Consider the following 20,352-nt stretch of genomic DNA (forward strand, 5'->3'; position numbering starts at 1 on the left):
AGGCATGAACTTCTCCGACGCTGAAGGCTTCGGCTGGGGACATCTGGATGACGGCACCTACGCCAATCCTGTCCTCGCCGGAGATTATTCGGATCCAGATGTGATCCGAGTGGGAAGCGACTACTGGATGATCACTTCCACGTTCCAGTACTCCCCCGGCATGGCTGTGCTGCACTCCAAGGACCTCGTCTCGTGGCGCCACGTCGGTGCCTGTGTTCCCGACATGACCGTGCTCGGCCAGGCGTACCGCTGGGACCGGATGGAGCGGTACAACGTCGGTATCTACGCCGGCAGCTTGCGGTACCACGCGGGTCAGTACTGGGTGCACTTCACCACTCTCGACGAGGGAATCTTCGTCACCACGGCTGAGCACCCAACCGGCCCCTGGTCCCCGCTGCACCGGTTGACCGATCAGACCGGCTGGGACGACCCCTGCCCACTGTGGGACGACGATGGACGTGCATGGCTCGTGGCCAGCTCCCCAGGGCGCGATCACTGGTTCACCTATGCCATGCCCATGAGCTTCGACGGGCTCTCCATAGATCTGGACGCTCGGCAGGCCGTCAACCCCTGGCACAGCAGCGAGGGGAACAAGATCTATCGCGTCGACGGCAAGTACTACCTTCTGCACAACGAGGTCCGGGGAGACGGCAACCGGGTGTTGTGCGTCATGCGCTCTGACTCGATGATCGGTCCGTGGGAGAAGCGCCTTCTGCTCCAGGGCACTGGCCCCGACCGCGAGCGCGAGCCGAACCAAGGGGCGCTGGTGGACCACGCCGATGGCACCTGGTCCCTGGTCACCCACCACGGACGCGGCGGGTACGCCGAGGGCCGACCCGTCAGCGTGCTCCCGGTGCGATGGGAGGAGGGCTGGCCGATCGTTGACTCGATGCGCTGGCGTGCCGAACCACCGGTCCGTACAGCCGCGGCGACAGAGCAGTCGCTACACGACGATTTCGACCGAGCAGTTCTCGATCCGCAGTGGGAATGGAACCACGAGCCGCGGCCAGGGTCGTGGCACCTGTCGAACGGCCTCGTACTGCGGTCGTCGCGTGCCCTGAGCGACGACGACCTGCGCGCGACTCCCTCCATGCTGACCAGGCGAATCCTCGGCACGAGCGGCTCCACCGCGACCGTTCGCGTACACACCGAAGCCTTCACCGACGGCCAGTCCGCCGGCTTCGGCATTCTGTGTCACTCCAGCTCGGCCATCACCATCACCAAAGAAGCCGGCCGCTTCGTCCTGGCCACGGTCGGCAACAATTCAGCGAGCGGGCCGGCGATCAGTTCCGGCCCGCTCTGGCTTCGCCTCACGATCGACGACAGCACCTACCTCACCTACGCGTTCAGCCTCGACGGCCAAACCTTCGAACCGGTCGGCAACACCGACACCGTCTCCTGGGCGAGCTACCGCGGCGCCCGAATCATGCTGTTCTGCACAGCCGCAGCTGACGATGCCGGCACCGCCCGGTTCGACGCCTTCCGCTACCGCGTCAACAACAGAACCCGCATCCCCTCCCTCAATGAAGAAAGCGCTCACTGACGCAGATAGCGACGCAGCGAAATCGGCGCAGCGGCCAGCACGACCTGCGCCATCCGATCCGCCCCGTACTCCGAGAAGTGGGTGCGATCCTTCTTCTGCGGCAGATACAGGACCGATGATTCGCTGGGGCCCAGCGACTGCAACAGCTCCTGGCTGCCGGCTGTCAGGTCGATCAAGGGCAGCTCGCGCTCCGCTGCCAGCGATCGCATCTCGTCCGGAAGGTTGACACCGAGGGAGTTCACGTGGAGTGCGGTCGGGGTCAGCTTCCCATCGGCGCCGAACAGCTGCCTCACCGGCGGGGTCACCAGGATGGCTCGACCTCCGCGAGCGGCGATGCGGTCGATGATCTGGCCCAGGTTGCGTCGATAGTCGACGGCGGTGGTCGTCTTGTCGTTGTGGCCGAACTGCACCATGACGAAGTCGCCGGGATTGATCCGGCGCTCCATGGCCGGCATCAAAGCCTCGTTGTCGAGGAAACTTCCGGAGCTCTCGCCGGAGTCGGCGTAGTTGGCAACCATCAGATGCTGATCGAAGTACTGCGGGAGCTGCTGGCCCCAGCCCGTGTACGGCGGGTTGGCCTGATCGCACACAGTCGAGTCTCCAGCCAGGAACAGCGTGCGCACGTGCCGCAGCGCGGTCACCCGAACGGCGGTGACGGCCACCGGTGAACCGTCCGACGCCGAGATACGGAGCTGAAGTCCCGGCGTACCGCTGCCGCCCTGTGCGGTCGGCTCGCCTTCCGGCTCACGAACGTCAACCGCGAACGTTGGCGGACGCCGGCCGGACGAGGTCTGCGTCAGCACCGTGCGCCTGGCCTCAGCGCTCACCGTGATGGCGGAGGACTGTTCCCGGGGCAGCATCAGAGCGACGCGGTAACGGCCGGGCGGTACGTCGAAGTCACAGGTCACGAGCGCAGACCCGTTGCCCGAGCATCCCTTCGGCTCAGCGGGCAAAGCGCTCGCGGACCCAGCTCCCGCCGCAAGCAGGACAACGCTGACGACCGTGCAACTCCCCATCAGCCGAACCGCGAACCGGGCGTCATCGAGTCCCATGCAATCTCCTTCGGAATATTCGAGCAGGCGGGGGCACAGACCGTAACTTTCATCATCACCTGAGTCAATCTCCTAAACGATTCGGATCACATCCCACCGAATTCGACTCAATTCGATTCGGGAAGATGCCTTCGGAAACTCCGAGGTATTTTCCTATTTATGGCCGGAACCGGTCATTTCCAGGTGTCCGTCCGCGGCGATATTGACAGGGCAAAAGCCTACTCGTACGTTCACGGTAACCGCTTTCCATGCGCCCACCTTGGACGGTCTCCATGAAACGAACCAGTGCCGCAATGACGACCTTGCTCATCCTGAGCGCCTTCGCAGCCGGTCTGCCGGCTGCGAACGCTCAGAGCGCCGAACCACCGGCCAGCAGCCCCGGCCAGACCAATTCCGCAATTCCCACGGATACCGCCAATCTCGGTCGGGGCCTGGTGAGCCTGCGAACGGGCGAGGGCAACTTCCTGACCTGGCGACTACTTCATGGTGACCCGCCCGATATCACCTATGCGGTGTACCGCGGCAACACAAGAATTGCGACCAGCAAAGTCACCAACTATCTCGACCGAAACGCCCCGGCGTCGGCCCGATACAGCGTCCGGCCGTTGACGATGAACGATAAGGCCGGACCGCAGACTCCCGTCGCGGCCGGTGAGGTCGGGACCCTGGCCGGCAGCCAGGATGTCCCCATTCAGAAGCCCTCCGGCGGCACGACACCCGATGGGGTTGCTTACACCTACACCGCCAACGACGCCTCCGTGGCGGACCTTGACGGCGACGGCGCCTACGAGATCGTGCTCAAGTGGGATCCGACCAACGCCAAGGACAACTCACAATCCGGCTACACCGGCAATGTTTATCTGGACGCGTACGAACTCAACGGAACCCGCAAGTGGCGGATCGACCTCGGCCGCAACATCCGCGCGGGCGCCCACTACACGCAGTTCCAGGTGTTCGACTACGACGGAGATTCCCGCGCCGAGGTTGTCGTCAAGACTGCCGACGGCACCAGGTCCGGTACCGGACAGGTCATCGGCAGCGCCTCGGCGGACCACCGGAACTCGTCCGGATACATCTTGGCCGGACCGGAGTTTCTCACAGTGTTCAGCGGCACCACTGGTGAGGTGCTGGCGACCGCGGACTACGTCCCGCCCCGGGGGACGGTGTCGTCCTGGGGTGACTCCTACGGAAACCGCGTCGACCGGTTCCTCGCCGGCACCGCGTACGTCGATGGTTCGCATCCGTCGATCATCGAAGCGCGCGGCTACTACACCCGTTCGGTCATCTCCGCCTGGGACTACTCGAACCGAAAGCTGACCCGGCGCTGGACCTTCGACAGCAACAGCTCGTCCAACGGCTCAAGCTGGGCGGGCCAAGGCAACCACCAGCTGTCGATCGCCGATGTGGACGGCGACGGCCGCGACGAGATCCTGTACGGCGCTATGGCAGTCGATGACAACGGCAACGGTCTGTGGACCAACGGACTCGGTCACGGGGACGCGTACCATGTCGGCGACCTCGTCCCCAGCCGTGCAGGTCTCGAAATCTTCAAGCCGTCCGAAGACTCGTCGAAACCTGCGGACTGGCTCGCCGATGCGAGGACCGGTCAGACTCTCTGGCGCTCGTCGTCCTGCGGTTGCGACAACGGTCGCGCCGTGGCCGACGACATCTGGTCGGGCAACAGCGGCGCCGAGGTCTGGTCGTCAGCCGTCGCGGGCCTCCGATCCGCCGCCAATGGCAATCAGGTCGCCTCCCGCAAGCCAGGCTCCGCCAATTTCGTCATCTGGTGGGACGGAGACGCTCAACGCGAACTCCTCGACGGCACGCACATCGACAAGTACGGGACCAGCGGGGACACCCGCCTCCTCACAGCCAGCGGAGTCCACTCCAACAACGGCACCAAGGCCACACCGTCTCTCCAGGCCGACATCATGGGCGATTGGCGCGAGGAGGTCATCTGGCCGACCTCCGACAACACGGCTCTGCGCATCTACTCCACCACGGCCTCCACCAGCATCTCGCACGTCTCGTTGATGCAGGACCGGATGTACCGGCTGGCCGTGGCTTGGCAGAACACCGCCTACAACCAACCGCCACACGCGAGCTTCCTGAATCCCTGATCCCTCTAAGTCAGCCGCCGATCACCGGGACCGGCGGCTGACTTGAGAGCACTCAATCGAAAATTTCGCGGGTCGCTCGATCGTTGACCTCGGTCGTTCTGGACGACGACTCTGGGGTCAGCTTTGCACTCCATCGCCGCACCCGTCAGGAGCCCGCGTGACCGACCTGGCCAATCCGCCCCGCCTGCAGGACGATTCGGAAGTCGACGTACTGGCGGTAGATGCCCTCAGCACCGGTACGCCGCTCGACCACTACTGGTCGCGAGTCGTCGGAGCGGGCCGCGCCCACGAAGCGCTACGGGCCGACTGGCAGGATCATCTGACCCGGGCGGTCGCCGACTGCGGCTTCGAGTACGTCCGCTTTCACGGTCTGTTTCATGACGACATGTTCGTCTATCGAATCGATGCCGACGGCAACGAGATCTTCAACTTCCAGTACGTCGACGCCGTCTTCGACCGGCTGCTCGGGCTAGGCATCCGGCCGTTCGTCGAATTCGGCTTCAGCCCCGGCGATCTCGCCCGGGAGAAGAACACGGTGTTCTGGTGGAACGGTCACGGCTCACCGCCCAAAGACTACGACGCGTGGCAACGGCTGATCACCCGAACTCTCGAACACTGGGTCGCCCGCTACGGCATCAACGAACTGACACACTGGTACTTCGAGGTCTGGAACGAACCCAACCTCGATCCCTTCTTCCGCGGCACCCGGAGCGAGTACCTGCAGCTGTACGCCGTCAGCGCGCAGGCGGTCAAGGCCGTCGACAGCCGGCTCCGGGTCGGCGGTCCGGCCACCTCGAACTTCGTCGCCGACCAGCGCTTCGCAGGCGAGACCGAAGACGTCACCCAGCACATCGTGGCCGGCCCGGACACCCTCGATCAGCTCGACTGGAACCCGGTGTGGGTCGAGGCCTTCCTCGAGTTCGCCGCCGAGCGCGGGCTTCCCGTGGACTTCGTCTCCTGCCACCCCTACCCCACCGACTGGGCACTCGACGAACACGGCCGGGGCGCGAAGCTCACGCGCAACTCCGAGGCCACCCCGTCGGACCTGCGAAAGCTCCGCAGACTGATAGATGCCAGCGCATTTCCGGATGCCGAACTCCACCTCACCGAATGGAACTCCTCCTCGTCGTCCCGCGACCACACCCACGACCAGTTGCCGGCAGCCACCTTCATCGCCAAGGCCGTGAACGGCGGGCTCGGCCAGGTCGATTCGCTCGCCTACTGGACCTTCACCGACGTGTTCGAAGAGGTCGGCGCCGGTGACGAGCTCTTTCACGGCGGATTCGGCCTCATCACGCTGCCCGGAGTGGTGAAGCCGACCTTCCATGCTTATCGGATGCTGCATCGGCTGGGTGACACTTTGCTCGGCCGGACCACCTTCGCGGTTGCCAGCCGGCACAGCCGCTCCGGGCAGATCGCGATCCTCGCCTACCACTATCCGCCGGAGGTCGACCGCTCGGTCCCCGCATCGTTCGACAACCGGCAGGTCGCGGACCTGACAGCCCGCACTGGATCGCCGCGGCGGCTCGAGCTGGATCTCACGAACCTCGCGCCCGGATCCGGCGTCTTCACAGAGATCCTCGACGCCACCCACGGCAACGCGATCGAAGCCTGGCGCCGGATGGGATCACCCTCAGCACCGACCCGTGAACAACTCGACCAGCTCCGAATGATGGCCGACAGCACCCATCTCCGCACCGCTCATGCCGACCGGCACGGACGGCTGCGCCTCCAGCAGGACCTGGCGCCCTGGTCGATCTGCCTGATCACAGCTGTCGCGAACCGAACCAGCTGACGACCACGTCGACCATCTCGGGCGGGCGGCACCGGTGATGCCGCCCGCACTCATCGGCTTGCTGCTCAGCCGTAGATGGTGGCTTGTCGGGAGCTCTGACGGATTCCATTGGTTCCGTTGAGGAACCGCTGGCCCCATGTCGTCAGGTTGGACGGGTTGAACGATCTGACCATGTCGAGGTACTCGACGCCGCCGCCGTTGCCGCTCCAGGACCAGCCCAGGTAGCCCAGGCCGCGGGATTGTGCCTGAGCCATGATCGTGTTCTCGTCCGGATCACCGTCGCTGTGCATGCTGCCGAACTCGCCGACGACGAGGGGAAGACCGGCATTGCGGAACGCATCGAAGTAGGCGTTCACCTTGGCCGCCGTGTTGTACACGCCGTACATGTGGATCGAGAACACCGTGTTGCGCTGCGGGTCGGAGTTCAGGACCGACCCAGCGTTGTCGCGCATGATGTTCTGCCAGTCCTGGCCCCACATCGGCGCGTCCGCCATCAGGAGGTGCTGGAACCCGGCCGAGCGGAGCCGCCGGATCGCGCTGGTGGTGGCACTCGCCCAGGTTGCGCTGACCTGCTGATTGTTGCCGAACGGTTCGTTGCCGAGGTTGATGACGACATAGTTCTCTTGGCCGCGGAGCGCTCCGGCGACACTGATCCAATAGCTCGCCGCCTGGTCCAGAGTCGCGGCCGCTCCCTCGTCGCCGTACCCGGTGGTGTCGTGCACCTCCAGGACGCAGATCAGCCGGGACTGCTTGCACAACGAGACGATGTTGGTGACCTCGTTCACCGAGGTCGGTCCCCACCGCTTGCCGCTTCCGAGCACCACGCGGATCGTGTTGGCGCCGGTGGCTTTGATGTTGGCGAAGGAGCTGTTCTGGCTGGGGTACCAGACGTACGGATGATTGACGCCACGCATGACGAACGTGGCGCCGTTCGCCTCGACGATCCGGGTGCCGCTGACGCGAAGGCCAACGGCCTCCGGAGCCAACGTCGGCGGCAGGGCCGCCACGACCGCGGGGTACCAGCGCCGTTCGATCTTCTGGATTCCCGAGGTGCTGTTGGGATGTACGCCGTCGGCGGTGTCGGTCGCGGTGTTGAAGCCGCTCCATTGGTCGACGACGGTGATCGGGGAGGCGGCCGTGCTGTGCGCTCGTGCCCACCCCGGAATTGCGCTGTTCAGGTCCACGACGCGCTGTCCGCAGGCGGTGCAGCCGGACGGGTTCATCGGGATGATGCGGGCCATGACGAGCTTGATCCGCGGATTGCTTGCACGCATCTGACCGAGCAGAGTGGTGTAGGCGTTCAGAATCGAGCTGGTGGAGATGTTGTTCCACACGTCGTTGGTGCCCAGGTGCATCAGCACGATGTCGGGCCGCGTCGTGGCCAGCCATCCCGGGAGCTGGTTGTTGCGCACGATACCGGTCGCCAGGAACCCACCGTGCCCTTCGTTCTCGCCGTCGTAGGCGAATCCGCACCCTTGGGCCGGCAGCGTGCCGACAAAGTCGATGTTCGGGTGGCCGGAGTCGCGTAGATGCCGCCACAGCAGAGCTCGCCAGCAGCCGGGTGAACCGGTGATGGAGTCGCCCAGCGGCATGATTCTGGTGGCTGCGGCCTCTGCTGCTCGGGCGACCGGCGCCGTCCGAGCAGCGGGTGCGACGAAGAGCATGGATGCCAGCAGCACGAACAGGACTGCGAAGTTCAATCGTTTTGTCATGCGTCCCTCCGGTGGAAGGTCTACGGATCTGGGGCGGTACGACGCGCACCGGCGCACTGCTCTGGTGCGGCCGTAAGAACCGAACGCGACACGGCCGATCACTGCGCTCGCGCCGAGCATGCCGGCACATGAGAAGGGGCGGGTGCTTGCTACTGGACCGGTCCAGTAGCCTTGATGCTGGACGTTACTTGCCCGGTCCAGTGACGACAAGATCCAAGCTCGGGTAAGTTCCTGGCCACGACGTCGCGCGACGTCCGCGACGACCGGGAGGACGCTCCGTGGTGAAGGTGACGATCCGGGAGATCGCCCGGCGGGCCGGGGTGTCGAAGGCCGCGGTCACCTACGCGCTGAACGGTCAGCCGGGGGTGTCGGAGGCGACCAGGGCCAGGGTGCTGCAGATCGCCGACGAGCTCGACTGGGCGCCGAACCAGGTCGCCCGTCAACTGTCGGTCGCGCGCAGCGAGACCCTCGGGCTGATCCTCGCGCGACCGGCGCAAACACTGAGCGAGGAGCCGTTCTACATGGCTTTCGTCGCCGGCCTGGAAGGTGTTCTCGGGCAACGGTCCTACACCCTCGCGCTGCGGATGGTGAACGGCCCGGACGAGGAGCTGGCGGCGTACCGGAAATGGTCCAGGGAGAAGCGGGTCGACGGCGTCGTGGTCGTCGACGTCAACGCCGACGACGCCCGGATCCCGCTCCTGAAACGGCTGGGACTCCCTGCCGTCCTGGTCGGTGACCCGCAACTGGCCGACGGCCTCGCGTGCGTCTGGACCGACAGTACGACGGCGATGTCAGCGGCCGTCGATCATCTCGCCGAGCTCGGTCACCGCCGGATCGCCCGCATCGCCGGTCCCGCCGACCACGGCCACGTCTGGATCCGCGACACCGCCTTCGCGGCGGCGACCCGCCGTACCGGATTGTCGGCCGAGGTCGTCCACACCGACTTCTCCGGCGCCCAGGGCGCCGCGGCCACCCGCACACTGATGGCGTCCACCGGACGACCGACGGCGATCATCTACGACAACGACCTGATGGCCGTCGCAGGCTTGTCCGCACTGGACAATCTCGACATCCGCTGCCCGGACGACGTTACCCTGATCGCCTGGGACGACTCGGCCTTGTGCCGGATCACCCATCCCACGTTGACCGCGATGAGCCACGACGTGGTCGGGTACGGCGCCGAGGTGGCGACACGACTGTTCGACCTCCTCGAAGGCGCCGCCCCCGCCGCACATCTCTACTCCACACCCCAGCTCCGGATTCGCCAGAGCTCTGGGCCCTTAAGGGCTTAAGCACAACATCCAGTCTCAACTCTTGACCGGCAGGAACTGCGAGCCTATGGTCGGGCGCAATTTACTTAAGCGCTTCATGTCCGGGAGGCTGCGATGCCGAACTTTGGTGGACACGCCCTGCGCCGCGCGCTGACATTCGTCGGCATCGCCGGCATCGCAGCGTCGGGCCTGCAGACTCCCGCACGGGCGGCCGAAACACGATCGAGCCTGCCGCCCGCCGTACAGATCGTCGACGACCGCGCGACGCCGGCCACGCGGTCCTTGTTCGCCTATCTCCAGCAAACGCAAGGCAACGGGATCCTGTTCGGTCATCAGCACGATCTGTCGCACGGCTTCACCTTCGACACCCCGACCGGCAAGGCATCCGACACCAAGGCGGCGGTGGGCGACTATCCCGCGGTCTTCGGCTGGGACACCTTGATCCTGGAAGGCAAGGAGCGCCCGGGCGCACCCGGGGCATCGGAGGCGGCCAACACCAAGGCCCTCAGCTGGGCGCTCGAGCAAGGAGATGCCCGGGGAGGGGTGAACACCCTCAGCGCTCACCTTCCCAACTTCGTCACCGGTGGAGGCTTCTACGACACCTCCGGCCGCGTGGTCAGCCAGATCCTGCCCGGTGGGGCGAAGAACGCCGCGTTCCGCGCCTTCCTGGACCGCATCGCCGCTGCGGTCACTGGCGCGAGGCGGCGCGACGGCAGCGCGATCCCGGTCATCTTCCGGCCTTTCCACGAGAACAACGGTGGCTGGTTCTGGTGGGGCGCCGGGCACACCACCTCAGCGGAGTACGTCGAGATCTATCGCTACACCGTCGAGTACCTGCGCGACACCAAGCAGGTCCACAACCTGTTGTACGCCTACTCTCCCAACAGCGGCTTCGGCGGTGACCCCACCGGCTATCTGAAGACCTACCCTGGTGACGAGTTCGTCGACATCCTGGGCTACGACGCGTACGACGGCACCTCGGGCTCGGCCGCCTGGCTCAACGGGCTCGTCAAGGATCTCGGGATGGTCGTTCGGCTCGCCGACCAGCGCGGCAAGGTCGCGGCGTACACCGAGTTCGGCGAATCCGGTCCCGAAGGTGGCGACCCGCAGTGGTTCACCAAGCTCCTCGGCGCACTCGAGGCAGACCCACTCGCGCGCCGCGTGTCGTTCATGCTGACCTGGGCCAACTTCGGCGGGACGAACCGTGCCTACGTCCCGTATCCGGCCCACGACGGCGTACCCGCGCACGTGATGCTGCCGGACTTCACCGCCTTCGCGAACGACCCGTACTCCGTCTTCGCCTCGGGAGTCCACGGAGCGTTCTTCGTCCGGACTCGACCGGTCCACAACGCGCCGTACCTCCATCTGGTGACGCCCACCGATCGTCAGCGCGTCACCACGACCCAGGCCAAAGTTCGGGTGCGGGTGACCGGTGCAGCCGCCGGTCGGATCATCTACTCGGTCAACGACGGTCCAGGCCGGCCGCTGCGGCGAGACGCCGACGGGTTCTACTCGGCCGACTGGTCGATCGATCCCAGCTGGCTGGACAACCGCAAAGTCACCCTCACGGTGAAGGCCACTGTGCACGGACGTGTCTTGACCGACTCGGCGCTGGTGTTGCTCGGCGAGGTGCCACCGCTCGCCGCAGGATGGGTGGACGACTTCGAAGGCTATGCGGGAGACGACCTGACGCTCAGCGAGGCGTACAGCCACGTCAACACCAACACCACCGCCCTGTCCCCTAGGCACAAGAGCGCAGGATCGTACGGGCTGGCCTACGGATACGACTTCGCCAGCGCCGGCTACACCGGTATCGGGAAGCCCATCGACGCGGACTGGTCTGTCTTCAGCTCGCTGCAGCTGTGGCTACAGGGCGACGGTTCGGGCAACGGCGCCACGCTCCAGCTTGTTGCCGATGGCGTCTATTTCGAGTACAACGTCCCCCTGACGAGCACGGCCGGGCAGAACATCGTTGCGCCGTTCAACGAGTTCAAGCCTGCTCCTTGGGACACCGCCCACGCCGGCGCCGTCCTCGACGCCGCACACCTCAGCAAGCTGACGGCGTTCAACCTCTACCTGGGCCACGGCGACGGGGCCCCGACCAGCGGGGTCGTCTACGTCGATGACATCCGCGCTGCCTGACGTCGCCCCAGCGGCGCCGTCGATGAGCGCAGGGTGAGCTCGGCCGCCAGCTCGAACATCGTCCCGCCGCCGCTGTCGATCGAGCCCGTGAGGATACCGATGGCTGTTTTGGCCATGGCTGCCACGGGCTGCGCGACGGTGGACAGTGGGGGCTGGGCGAGGTCGCAATCGACGGTGTCATCGAATCCGATCACCGAGATGTCGTCCGGGATCCGCAGCCCCTGTGCGGCCAGGACGCCGTACCCGGCCAGCGCCATCTTGTCCGACCCGTACACGATCGCGGTCGGGCGGCCGCTGCACTGAACCAGGCGCCTCGTTGCCGCGATCGCCCCGTCGGCCGTGAAGCCTCCGCGTTCGACCAGGCGGTCGTCCAGCTCGATGCCGGCCTCCTCGAGCGCCGCGCGGTAGCCCTCCAGCCGCCGCGCGGATTCGAGGTTCTTCTCAGCTCCGGTGACCATCGCGATTCTCCGATGGCCCAACTCGATCAGGTGGCGAGTTGCCCTGTGCTCAGCCTCGTAGTTCAGCAGGCGAACACCGCTGATCCCGGCGGGCTGAGTCTTTCCGTCGATGATGCAGACCGGTAGCTCTTGGGAGAGCAGGTACTCGCGCTGAGCATCCGACAGCTCGATCATCACGCCGACGACGCCGCTGCTCCCACGGCCGGCCAGATTCTCCAGCCAGCGCCGAGGTGGAGCCAAGCGGGTCGCCGGATCAGGCAGTGAGTTGACGACCATGCTCAGCCCCTGCTCACGCGCCTCGAATTCGAGTGCCGCGAGCAACTTTGCCGCCCAGGTGGTGTTCAGCTCGTTCAGTACGACGTCGATCAACGAGAGCCCGGCGACCTTCTCCTGCCGGGGGTAGTGCAAGGCGTCGAGCACCTCGTTGACCTTGGCCCGCGTCGCAGCGGCCACGTCGGATCGGCCGCGCAAAACCTTCGAGACGGTAGGTACTGAGACGCCGGCGTGTCTGGCGACGACCGCCAGGGTCGGCGGTCGCACGGTCCGGTCGCTCATCCCCGCACTGTACGCCAGAGCAGGAAATTATCCGTTGGGGTTGACCAGGTCGAAGGCGTTGCTGGGGTTGCCGTCGAGCTGGCTGACGTTGTCGTAGTACATGGTCCGGTTCTCACCGGTTGTGTAGTGGCCGTCGTCGTAGCAGTACATGCCGAACTTCAGACCGATGTGGTTGCCGGCGATCTTGGCCAGGCTGTCGCCGTCGTACGTGCCCCACGAAGCGAAGTTGATGTTGGTGGCCCGGTACGTCGGTGTGCTCTTGCCCGCGCCGTTGTACCAGACTTCGACCCGGCCGGCGTTGGCCTTCGAGACCACATAGTGGATGATGACCGACCGCCATGCGTCGCGGGCGATGTTCGTGTCCAGGCGCGTCGAGGTGGCGCTGGCGCAGGCACCGCGGTGGTCGACCCACAGTTCGTTGCTCTTCACCTGGAGCGTCCCGGCCCAGGAGCTACAGCCGCCGTTGCCGAAGATCTGCGCGATAACTGCAGACTTGTCGCGTGGGTACCCGGACGAGGGCAGCAGGAACTTGAAGCCGTACCAGCCTTCTTTGTAGACCTTGAGATCGCTGCAGGCTTCGGCCCCGCGGTCCATCCGGGTGCCGTCGTACCCGACCTGGGTCCAGTAGAACTGCATGGCCCTGGCGCCGTTGTAGGTAGCGGCACGACCGTAGTTGGGGCTTTGAGTGGTGCAGGTCCAGAACGGAGTGATGTTGCCGTCTTCGAAGCCGGTTTCCTTCTGAGTGGCGGTGTTCGTTTCGACGACCGAGCTGAGCTGTGCCGAGACCGGACCGGCGGATCCCAGCACCAGGCTGAGACCCGACAAGCAGGCCAGGACACGGGCGGCGCGCCGGCGGGACCGGGGCTTGAAGGAGTGGGCGGGGGGAGGGCATGTGGCCATGGTGGATCTCCTTGGGCCGAGGTGGGGCGGTGGTGGGGACCTGCCGCGCCGGTGCTGCCGACGCGGCCGGCCATGTGGACGTCGTGAAACGGGAGAAGTCATGAGGTCCTGTGTCAGCGGTCGGCGATGCGCAGTGAAACGCCGTAGCCGGCTGGGAGTTCGGCCGAGATGGTCTGGTGACGCGGATCGATGACGCTGGCCGCCGTGACGTAGCCGGTGCTGGTGCGGTACTGGATCTTGGCCTTTCTCGCATGGCCGTGCAGCGGCAACGTGACGGTCACCGCGGCATCGGCCGAGTACTGCCAATCTGTTCCCGCTCGGCTCAGTCCGGCGGCGATCGGAGCATCGGCGACGGCGGTCAGACGATGGCGACCGAACCTCAGGTCGGTGCCGTGGCCGAGGTAGAGGAAGTCGACGCCGGTTCGAGCCTCCGCGACGACTGCGTGGGTACCGGTGAACTCGAGGCCAGGCTGCAGGACCTGCGTGCCGCCGTCCGGCGAACTCAATAGGTAGTCGGTACGCCGGGTGCTCTCGATCTTCAGACCAACGAAGGTCGGAGTGGAGGCCAACGTCGTGATGCTCTGCAGACGTCGATCGCCACCAAGCGTCGGCTCGAAGACGGCGACGAACGGCGCACTAGCGGCATTGTTGCCGGTTTGCCGCACGATGAGCGTGGGCGTGGTCTGCGGGAGCTTGTTGACGCCGTTGGGGGTGACTGTGTCGCCCAGAGTTGTGGCCGGTGCGTCGACGGCGTACAGAGTGCGTCCGGTCTGACCTGACATCCACAGGTCCATGCCGATCTCGGGTGTCGTGGCAGACGCGTCGATGGCCCAGCGGGCTCGCAGGTCGCCGGAGTGACCGACGCTGCGAACATTACCGAAGTAGGAGTACGCCGGGTTGTTCGCCGTACCGAGATCGGTCGCGGGGCTCAGGCTGAGCGGTGCGCCGGCACCGTCGGACACTGCGAGGGTGTTGCCAAGGTTGTGATGCAGGTAGTCGTTGTCGGCTTGGTCGGACCGGAAGACATCGACGTAGTAGCCCGTGGTCTCGGACGTGCGGACGACCGTCACCTGCCGGCGCTTCTCGGCAGCCGACACATCGGCGAACTGCACCTCGGCAGAGATCTCGGTTTTGTTGGTGAAGGCATCAGCCGGGACGGCCGGCTCCATCGCGTTGACCGTCACCGGGCCGTAGCTGTAACCGGGCACGATCGTGTTCGCTCCGGCAGGACCGCTGTGGTACTTGTAATCGGCCGTCCAGTACGACTCGTACGCCTTCGCGTTCGGAGCCAGCGCCCATCCTTGCCCGTACAGCTGCAGGGCGAGCCCGTTGGGGTTGAGGTGGTCGGTCGAGCCGTGACCGCCGTAGAGGGTCGCCATCAGGCCGGAGGCGACGTCGTTGCGGTTCTTCATCGTGATGTGGCGGTGATGCGCCGAGTACGCCGTACGGACGCCGGCGCTCTGCGACGTACTGACGGGGACCGTGTCCAGGTCGACGTTGAAGATGAGATTGGTCCAGCTGGTTGTCGTGCGGTTGTACTGGCCGGCGGCAACAGCATTGCGCAGTACCTCGGCCATCTGCGTCGCGCGTGGGGTGTCACCGTGACCCAGGTAGTAGGTCAGGAGCCGTTCGAAGGCGAGGTAGCCCGGCGACCCGCCGCGGCCGTCGCCGAACACGACAGTGTTGCCGCGGGCATCCAACCAGGGTGTGATCGCGAGCGCGGCCTTCTGCATCGTGGCGTTGCCGCCGATGGTGTCGACGCCCGCGCGTTCGATCGGCAGCGCGAAGTCGACCAGCGTCGAGATGGTGCCGAAGGAGTACATCGGCGATTCGTGCCACAGGCCCGTGATCTGGTCGTACTCACGCAACAAGTCAGGCAGACACTGGTGATAGACGGTGCTCGCAGTCGTGTAGCCGTTCAGGTAGAACTCGCGGCCCTTGCCGTCGGCGTACTGGTCGTTGGGCTCCAGCGCCAGGATGGCCGGCAGGATGCTGCTCCATCCGTTGACGTTCCAGTTGCCGGAGAAACCGCCGCGGACCAGGCCGATCTCGATGAACCGCTTGAAGACCTCGGTGGAGAGCTCGGCCACGGTCCGGCCGATCGCAACGGCGTGCGGGTCGGGGTGTGCGTGGAGATAGTCGTAGAGCAGGTCGTAGACCGGCGCGGCCATGCCGCCCATCACGTCGTGAATGACTTCGTAGTCGTAGTAGCCGCCGATGCCGCCTGGCGCGTAGCCGCCAGGGCCGCCCAAGGACTTGGTCGGGTCGAGCATCGGCTTCATGTAGTAGACGCCCAGCAGCCACTGCCAGTAGATGTCCGCGCCGAGCTTGGCGTACTTGTCGTCGGCCGTGACCCAGTGCAGGAAGGCAGCCTGCTGTGCGATGGACAGCAGCTCCTCGTTGTTGAGGCGCACCATGTGCCCGGTGGTCAGGTACGGGATCGTCTGCCCCTCGGTGTTGATCATCGAACCGTCGGCGCTGTACGGCAGGCGCTGGGCGAGCGGAGCGTTCTTGTTCGAGTTCCAGACCCTCGTGGCGTCCATCCGCAGGGTGGGCACCGGTGCGTTGCCCTCGCCGCGGGCGAAGTTCTGCTTCGCGACATAGATCTGGGTGAAGCGCTGTCCTTCGGTCCAGAACATCGACATCCGCGACAGAATCCACGCCGGATCTGTTTGGTGCCGATCAGCCAGCGGATCGATGGACGCCTTCAATGCTGCCAGGGACGCCTTCGCCCACTCCGCCGTGCTCAGCTTGGCGATCAGCGCGTCACGGCCGGCCGCATCGGTGTAGATCCGGGGATGCGCGACGGCAGTCGCGGCGAAAGCTGACGACAAGACGCTGCTTGCGGAGGCCACGTCGGGGAGGAAGGCCGCCATGGCCCCAGCGGCTCCTGCGCCGAGCAGCCCGCGTCTGGTGAGTCTCATCCGATGCTCTCCTTTGATCACTGTTGCCGACGGCTACTGATGTAGTGACGGCGAGATCAATATCGCGTTACGTCCAGATGTCATCAATGCCGAGGCAGAGTCGAAAAATTTCGGAGCCACCGCGCACAACGCCGTACTGCCCGGGACCATGGAGCGGCCCGGGCGGTACGACGTGGGGTCAGGACAAGAAGAGCGTCAGCTGCCCGCGGCAGCTTCGGCGTACTCGGTGGCGAGCTTGTCGCCGCCCCGGGCCTTCCACTGCGGCAATCCGGTGCGGGTCCAGTCCGCGGGCTTCTTCCGTCCGAGGACGATGTCGTTGGCGAAGTCGCCGGCCAGCTTTCTGAGGACGGCGCCCTGGGTGCCCTCGGTGGTCGAGTACAGCCCCGTCGTCGGCTCGGTCACGACCGCTTTGGCCACCAGCGACTCGTAGTCGTGCGTGAGCTGAACCTGGTCGGGGTTGACCGTATTGATGATCGGCACGGGGGCTGCCGCGAGGTAGTTGAATCCGAGCGGCGCATCCTGCTTGTACTTCGGAGTCTGCACCGGCGTACCGCCAGTGACGGTGTGGTGGATGCCCTTGACCCCGAAGGAGATGGCGAACTCCTCCTCGGAGCCGAAGGGGGCAGCCGTGTAGTTCGCGACCCGCAAGATCTCCTCGATTCGCTCCTTGCTCAGCCCCTTCTTGATCGCGGTGAAGAAGGAGTGCGCGGGCGCGGCCGCCACCGGTGCCAGTGTTCCATCGGCCTTGTAGCCCACCCAGGCCCCCAGCTTGCCGCCTTGCTGCTTCAGAGTGTCGTAGTTGACGCCCCAGGCCGGCGTGGAGCCGATGGCCAGCAGGGCCTTGCCGGAGGTGAACAGCACGTTGCCGTCCGCGGTCGGCCCGTCCGGGTTCAGCAGCCCGGCCGCGTTGGCCTTGGCGGCGTACTCGAGGGCCTTGATGTAGGCCTCGGTCTCGTAGACCGAGGTGAACTTGCCATCGGCAACCGTCCAGTCCTGTCCGGCGCCTACGACGACGCGAGCCATCTGCAGGGCCGTGGACGGATTGGTGATCGCCCAGGTACCGTTCTTCGGACTGTTCGCCGCCTTCAGGGCTTCGAACAGTTCGTCGGGATTCTTCGGGTTGTCCGGGAAGCCGGCGGCCGCGAACTTGTCGGCGTGCACGAACCAGATCCCGGAGATCGTGGCCGCCTGACGGGGCAGTCCGTAGATGCGGCCGTTGTACACCGCGCCCTTCCAGGCAGAAGTCGACAAGCCAGCCAGGTTCGGATACTTCTTGACGTTGTCGCCGGACAGGTAGTCGCTCAGATCGGTGAACTTCGAGTCGAGCAACTGAGGCAGCTGGGGTACGGCGAAGTACGGCGAACCGAAGGTCATGCACTCGGGCAGGTCGCCGCCGGCGATCGTGGTCTGCACCTTGGCCAGATAGTTGTCGCCGGGGACGCCGTAGTACTCCCACTTCACACCGACGCGCCGCTCCATGTCCTGCCAGTACAGGTTGCGCTCGCGCTGAGTCGGGCTGGCACCGAAGTTGAAGGTCTGGTACCGGATCGTCCCACCAGCCCCCGGAACCTCGTCGACCGTCTTCACCAGGGAGTCGAGCGGGTACTTCAGATAGCCGGCCCGTACGCCGTTCTCGCCGGCCGGCAGATCGGGCTTCGCGCCCTGATGCGGAACGTAGGTGGGCAGCGGCACAGCCTTGATGGTGCCGCCACCCGCCGATCCGTTCGAGGGTGAGCAGGCAGTCAGGCCAGTGGTTCCGGCGACCGCGGCAGCCGCCAGTCCGCCGAGGACGCTGCGTCGACTGATCGCAGAGGTGGTCATGGGAATCTCCTTAAAGCGAGGGATACTGCGACAGGCTGAGCGTCATCGATCGGCCTAACCCTTCACCGCTCCGGTCAGCATGCCCTTGGCGAAGTGCTTTTGCAGGAACGGGTAAACGACGATCACAGGCACGATGGAGACCACCAGAACGGCCATCTGCATCGCCTGCTGAGGGGGCGGAACGAACCCCTGGGAGCCGGCCGGATCGAAAGCGTTGCCGTTGATGGCGTACTGCCGCAGTACGAGCTGGAGCGGCCATTTGGCGGCGTCGTTCAGGTACAACATCGCGTTGAAGAACGCGTTCCAGTAGCCGACGCCGTAGAACAGCGACACCACGGCGATCGCGGCTCTGGACAACGGCAGCGTGATCCGGGTCAGGATCTTCCACTCCGTCGCGCCATCGATGCGGGCGCTGTCGATCAGCTCCTGCGGCAGGTCCATGAAGAACGACCGGACCACAATGACGTTGAACGCATTCACCGCCACCGGCAGGATCAAGGCCCAGTAGGAGTCGATCAGGCCGAGCTGCTTGACCATCAGGTACGACGGGATCAGCCCCGGTGAGAACAGCAAAGTGAACAGCACCATCATCAGGATCGGCTTCGATCCCGGCGACTTCGGACGCGACAGCCCGAACGCCAATCCGATGGTGGCCGAGACGCTGATCGCTGTCCCGACCGCGGTGACCGTGGCGCTGACCAGCAGCGCTCGCGTCACGATGCCACCGTCGAAGACCTGCCGATAGGAGTCGAGGGTCGGACTGTTTGTCCACAGCACGAATCCCCCGGCCCGGTTCAAGGTCTCCTGGTCGCTCAGGCTGGTCGAGACGACTGAGACGAACGGAAGGACGACGAGAACGATGGCAACAGCAAAGACAAGGAACCTGACACTGCGGAAGGCCACCGGGACACCATGCGCTCGTCTACTGACTACAGAGCCGCTCATGATTGGTAGATCCCTCTCTCACCGAAGATGTGCGCGACCTTGTTCGCAGAAAGAACGAGAAACACACCCACCAGACCTTTGACCAGGCCGACAGCCGCGCTGATTCCCCATTGCCCGCCGAGGATGCCGTTGTTGTAGACGTAGGTGTCGAGCACCTCCGAGGCCTCGAGACCGACTTGAGGCTGCTGCAGCACGATTTGCTCGAAGCCGACCGTCAACGCGTCCCCGAGCCGCAGAATCAGCAGCAGGACGATCAGTCCACGCAGGCCGGGCAACGTGACATGCCAAGTGCGTCGCCAGGCCGCTGCACCGTCGACCGCTGCCGCTTCGTACAGATTCGGGTTGATCCCGGACAGGGCGGCCAGGAACAAGATCATCGCCCAGCCGGTGTCCTTCCAGATGACCTGGCTGGTGATCAGCAGCTTGAACAGGCTGGGATCGCCGATGATGTCGATCGCCCCGAGTTCATGGGTACGAAGCAACGAATTCATCAGTCCCCCGCCGCCCAGCATCTGCTGGAAGATGGCGACGACGATGACCCATGACATGAAGTGCGGCAGGTAAAGCACGCTCTGGATCGCCCGCTTGATCCGCTCGGACAGGAAGCTGTCCAGCAGGATCGCCATACCGATCGGGATCGGGAAGACGACCAGCACCTGCAGCGTAAGGATGATGAGCGTGTTGCCCAGTGCCTGCAAGAACGCCGGATCGCCGTTGAACAGGATCGAGAAGTTACTGAACCCCACCCACGGTGAGTCCCGGATGCCCAGAAACGGCTGGTAGTCCTTGAAGGCGATGACGTTGCCGAAGATCGGAAGATAGAAGAACACCACGAAGAACGCCATACCTGGCACGGAAAGCGCGATCAGCGGCCAGTCCCGCCGCAGCCGCTCGAAGCGCCGGCCGGACGAGTTGGCCGCGGTGCTGACCACCTCCCCGCGGTGCCTCCACGAGACTTGACGCGCCGACGTTCTCCAAATGCCATTCAATGTCTTCTCCGCACAGTGGACGCCGACCCGATCGATCACACGCAAGGTATGAGCGCCGCAGGGCCCGGTCAATACTGTCCGGCAGTAGCGAAAATTTCGATCCGCCAAAAGTTGCCGCTAGCAAG

General features: G+C 65.3%; 13 protein-coding genes. 5 read left to right on the forward strand and 8 right to left on the reverse strand.

Going from position 1 to position 20,352, the window contains the following annotated elements:
• Positions 1 to 4 precede the first annotated feature (4 nt).
• Positions 5 to 1,543, forward strand: a complete 1,539-nt coding sequence (locus ABZS29_RS17745; RefSeq protein ID WP_355463077.1) for a family 43 glycosylhydrolase — start codon at positions 5 to 7, stop codon at positions 1,541 to 1,543.
• Here the strand turns inward: ABZS29_RS17745 and ABZS29_RS17750 are convergent.
• Entirely contained in the window at positions 1,537 to 2,595 is a 1,059-nt protein-coding gene (locus tag ABZS29_RS17750; protein ID WP_355463079.1) for a rhamnogalacturonan acetylesterase, read from the reverse strand. The two genes, ABZS29_RS17745 and ABZS29_RS17750, sit on opposite strands and share 7 nt — an antisense overlap.
• Before the next feature lie 293 nt (positions 2,596 to 2,888).
• Between ABZS29_RS17750 and ABZS29_RS17755 the strand changes: the two genes are divergently transcribed.
• On the forward strand, positions 2,889 to 4,715 hold the full coding sequence (locus tag ABZS29_RS17755; protein WP_355463081.1) for a rhamnogalacturonan lyase: 1,827 nt from the start codon (positions 2,889 to 2,891) through the stop codon (positions 4,713 to 4,715).
• A gap of 157 nt (positions 4,716 to 4,872) precedes the next feature.
• Positions 4,873 to 6,510, forward strand: a complete 1,638-nt coding sequence (locus ABZS29_RS17760) for a hypothetical protein (protein WP_355463083.1) — start codon at positions 4,873 to 4,875, stop codon at positions 6,508 to 6,510.
• A gap of 65 nt (positions 6,511 to 6,575) precedes the next feature.
• Here ABZS29_RS17760 and ABZS29_RS17765 read toward each other — a convergent pair whose 3' ends face one another.
• Entirely contained in the window at positions 6,576 to 8,222 is a 1,647-nt protein-coding gene (locus ABZS29_RS17765) for a cellulase family glycosylhydrolase (RefSeq protein WP_355463085.1), read from the reverse strand.
• A gap of 278 nt (positions 8,223 to 8,500) precedes the next feature.
• On the opposite strand from ABZS29_RS17765, the gene ABZS29_RS17770 reads away from it, so the two are divergent.
• Both ABZS29_RS17770 and ABZS29_RS17775 read left to right on the forward strand, forming a co-directional pair.
• Positions 8,501 to 9,514 (forward strand): LacI family DNA-binding transcriptional regulator, encoded by a 1,014-nt coding sequence (locus ABZS29_RS17770; protein ID WP_355463087.1) that lies wholly within the window; start codon positions 8,501 to 8,503, stop codon positions 9,512 to 9,514.
• 93 nt (positions 9,515 to 9,607) lie between these two features.
• Positions 9,608 to 11,635 (forward strand): glycosyl hydrolase, encoded by a 2,028-nt coding sequence (locus ABZS29_RS17775; protein WP_355463089.1) that lies wholly within the window; start codon positions 9,608 to 9,610, stop codon positions 11,633 to 11,635.
• On the opposite strand, the gene ABZS29_RS17780 is transcribed toward ABZS29_RS17775, so the two are convergent.
• The 6 genes from ABZS29_RS17780 to ABZS29_RS17805 form a co-directional block, all read right to left on the reverse strand.
• On the reverse strand, positions 11,608 to 12,648 hold the full coding sequence (locus tag ABZS29_RS17780; RefSeq protein WP_355463091.1) for a LacI family DNA-binding transcriptional regulator: 1,041 nt from the start codon (positions 12,646 to 12,648) through the stop codon (positions 11,608 to 11,610). The two genes, ABZS29_RS17775 and ABZS29_RS17780, sit on opposite strands and share 28 nt — an antisense overlap.
• A 27-nt stretch (positions 12,649 to 12,675) precedes the next feature.
• On the reverse strand, positions 12,676 to 13,473 hold the full coding sequence (locus tag ABZS29_RS17785; protein WP_355463093.1) for a heparin lyase I family protein: 798 nt from the start codon (positions 13,471 to 13,473) through the stop codon (positions 12,676 to 12,678).
• 188 nt (positions 13,474 to 13,661) lie between these two features.
• Complete coding sequence (locus ABZS29_RS17790) at positions 13,662 to 16,472, reverse strand: hypothetical protein (RefSeq protein ID WP_355463095.1); 2,811 nt, start codon at positions 16,470 to 16,472, stop codon at positions 13,662 to 13,664.
• A gap of 195 nt (positions 16,473 to 16,667) precedes the next feature.
• Entirely contained in the window at positions 16,668 to 18,293 is a 1,626-nt protein-coding gene (locus tag ABZS29_RS17795; RefSeq protein WP_355463097.1) for a hypothetical protein, read from the reverse strand.
• Positions 18,294 to 18,347: 54 nt separating this feature from the next.
• Positions 18,348 to 19,196, reverse strand: a complete 849-nt coding sequence (locus tag ABZS29_RS17800; protein ID WP_355463099.1) for a carbohydrate ABC transporter permease — start codon at positions 19,194 to 19,196, stop codon at positions 18,348 to 18,350.
• Between the two features lie 38 nt (positions 19,197 to 19,234).
• The gene (locus tag ABZS29_RS17805; protein ID WP_355463101.1) at positions 19,235 to 20,335 is read right to left on the reverse strand and encodes an ABC transporter permease subunit; all 1,101 of its coding nucleotides are present in this window, start codon (positions 20,333 to 20,335) and stop codon (positions 19,235 to 19,237) included.
• Positions 20,336 to 20,352: the final 17 nt, after the last annotated feature.

The organism is Kribbella sp. NPDC005582 (genome assembly GCF_040605415.1).
Lineage (GTDB): Bacteria > Actinomycetota > Actinomycetes > Propionibacteriales > Kribbellaceae > Kribbella.

Coding starts and splice junctions, on each gene's coding strand:
- ABZS29_RS17745 (WP_355463077.1), top strand. CDS start 5: ATGAACTTCTCCGACGCTGAAGGCTTCGGCTGGGGACATCTGGATGAC.
- ABZS29_RS17750 (WP_355463079.1), bottom strand. CDS start 2,595: ATGGGACTCGATGACGCCCGGTTCGCGGTTCGGCTGATGGGGAGTTGC.
- ABZS29_RS17755 (WP_355463081.1), top strand. CDS start 2,889: ATGACGACCTTGCTCATCCTGAGCGCCTTCGCAGCCGGTCTGCCGGCT.
- ABZS29_RS17765 (WP_355463085.1), bottom strand. CDS start 8,222: ATGACAAAACGATTGAACTTCGCAGTCCTGTTCGTGCTGCTGGCATCC.
- ABZS29_RS17775 (WP_355463089.1), top strand. CDS start 9,608: ATGCCGAACTTTGGTGGACACGCCCTGCGCCGCGCGCTGACATTCGTC.
- ABZS29_RS17780 (WP_355463091.1), bottom strand. CDS start 12,648: ATGAGCGACCGGACCGTGCGACCGCCGACCCTGGCGGTCGTCGCCAGA.
- ABZS29_RS17790 (WP_355463095.1), bottom strand. CDS start 16,472: ATGAGACTCACCAGACGCGGGCTGCTCGGCGCAGGAGCCGCTGGGGCC.
- ABZS29_RS17795 (WP_355463097.1), bottom strand. CDS start 18,293: ATGACCACCTCTGCGATCAGTCGACGCAGCGTCCTCGGCGGACTGGCG.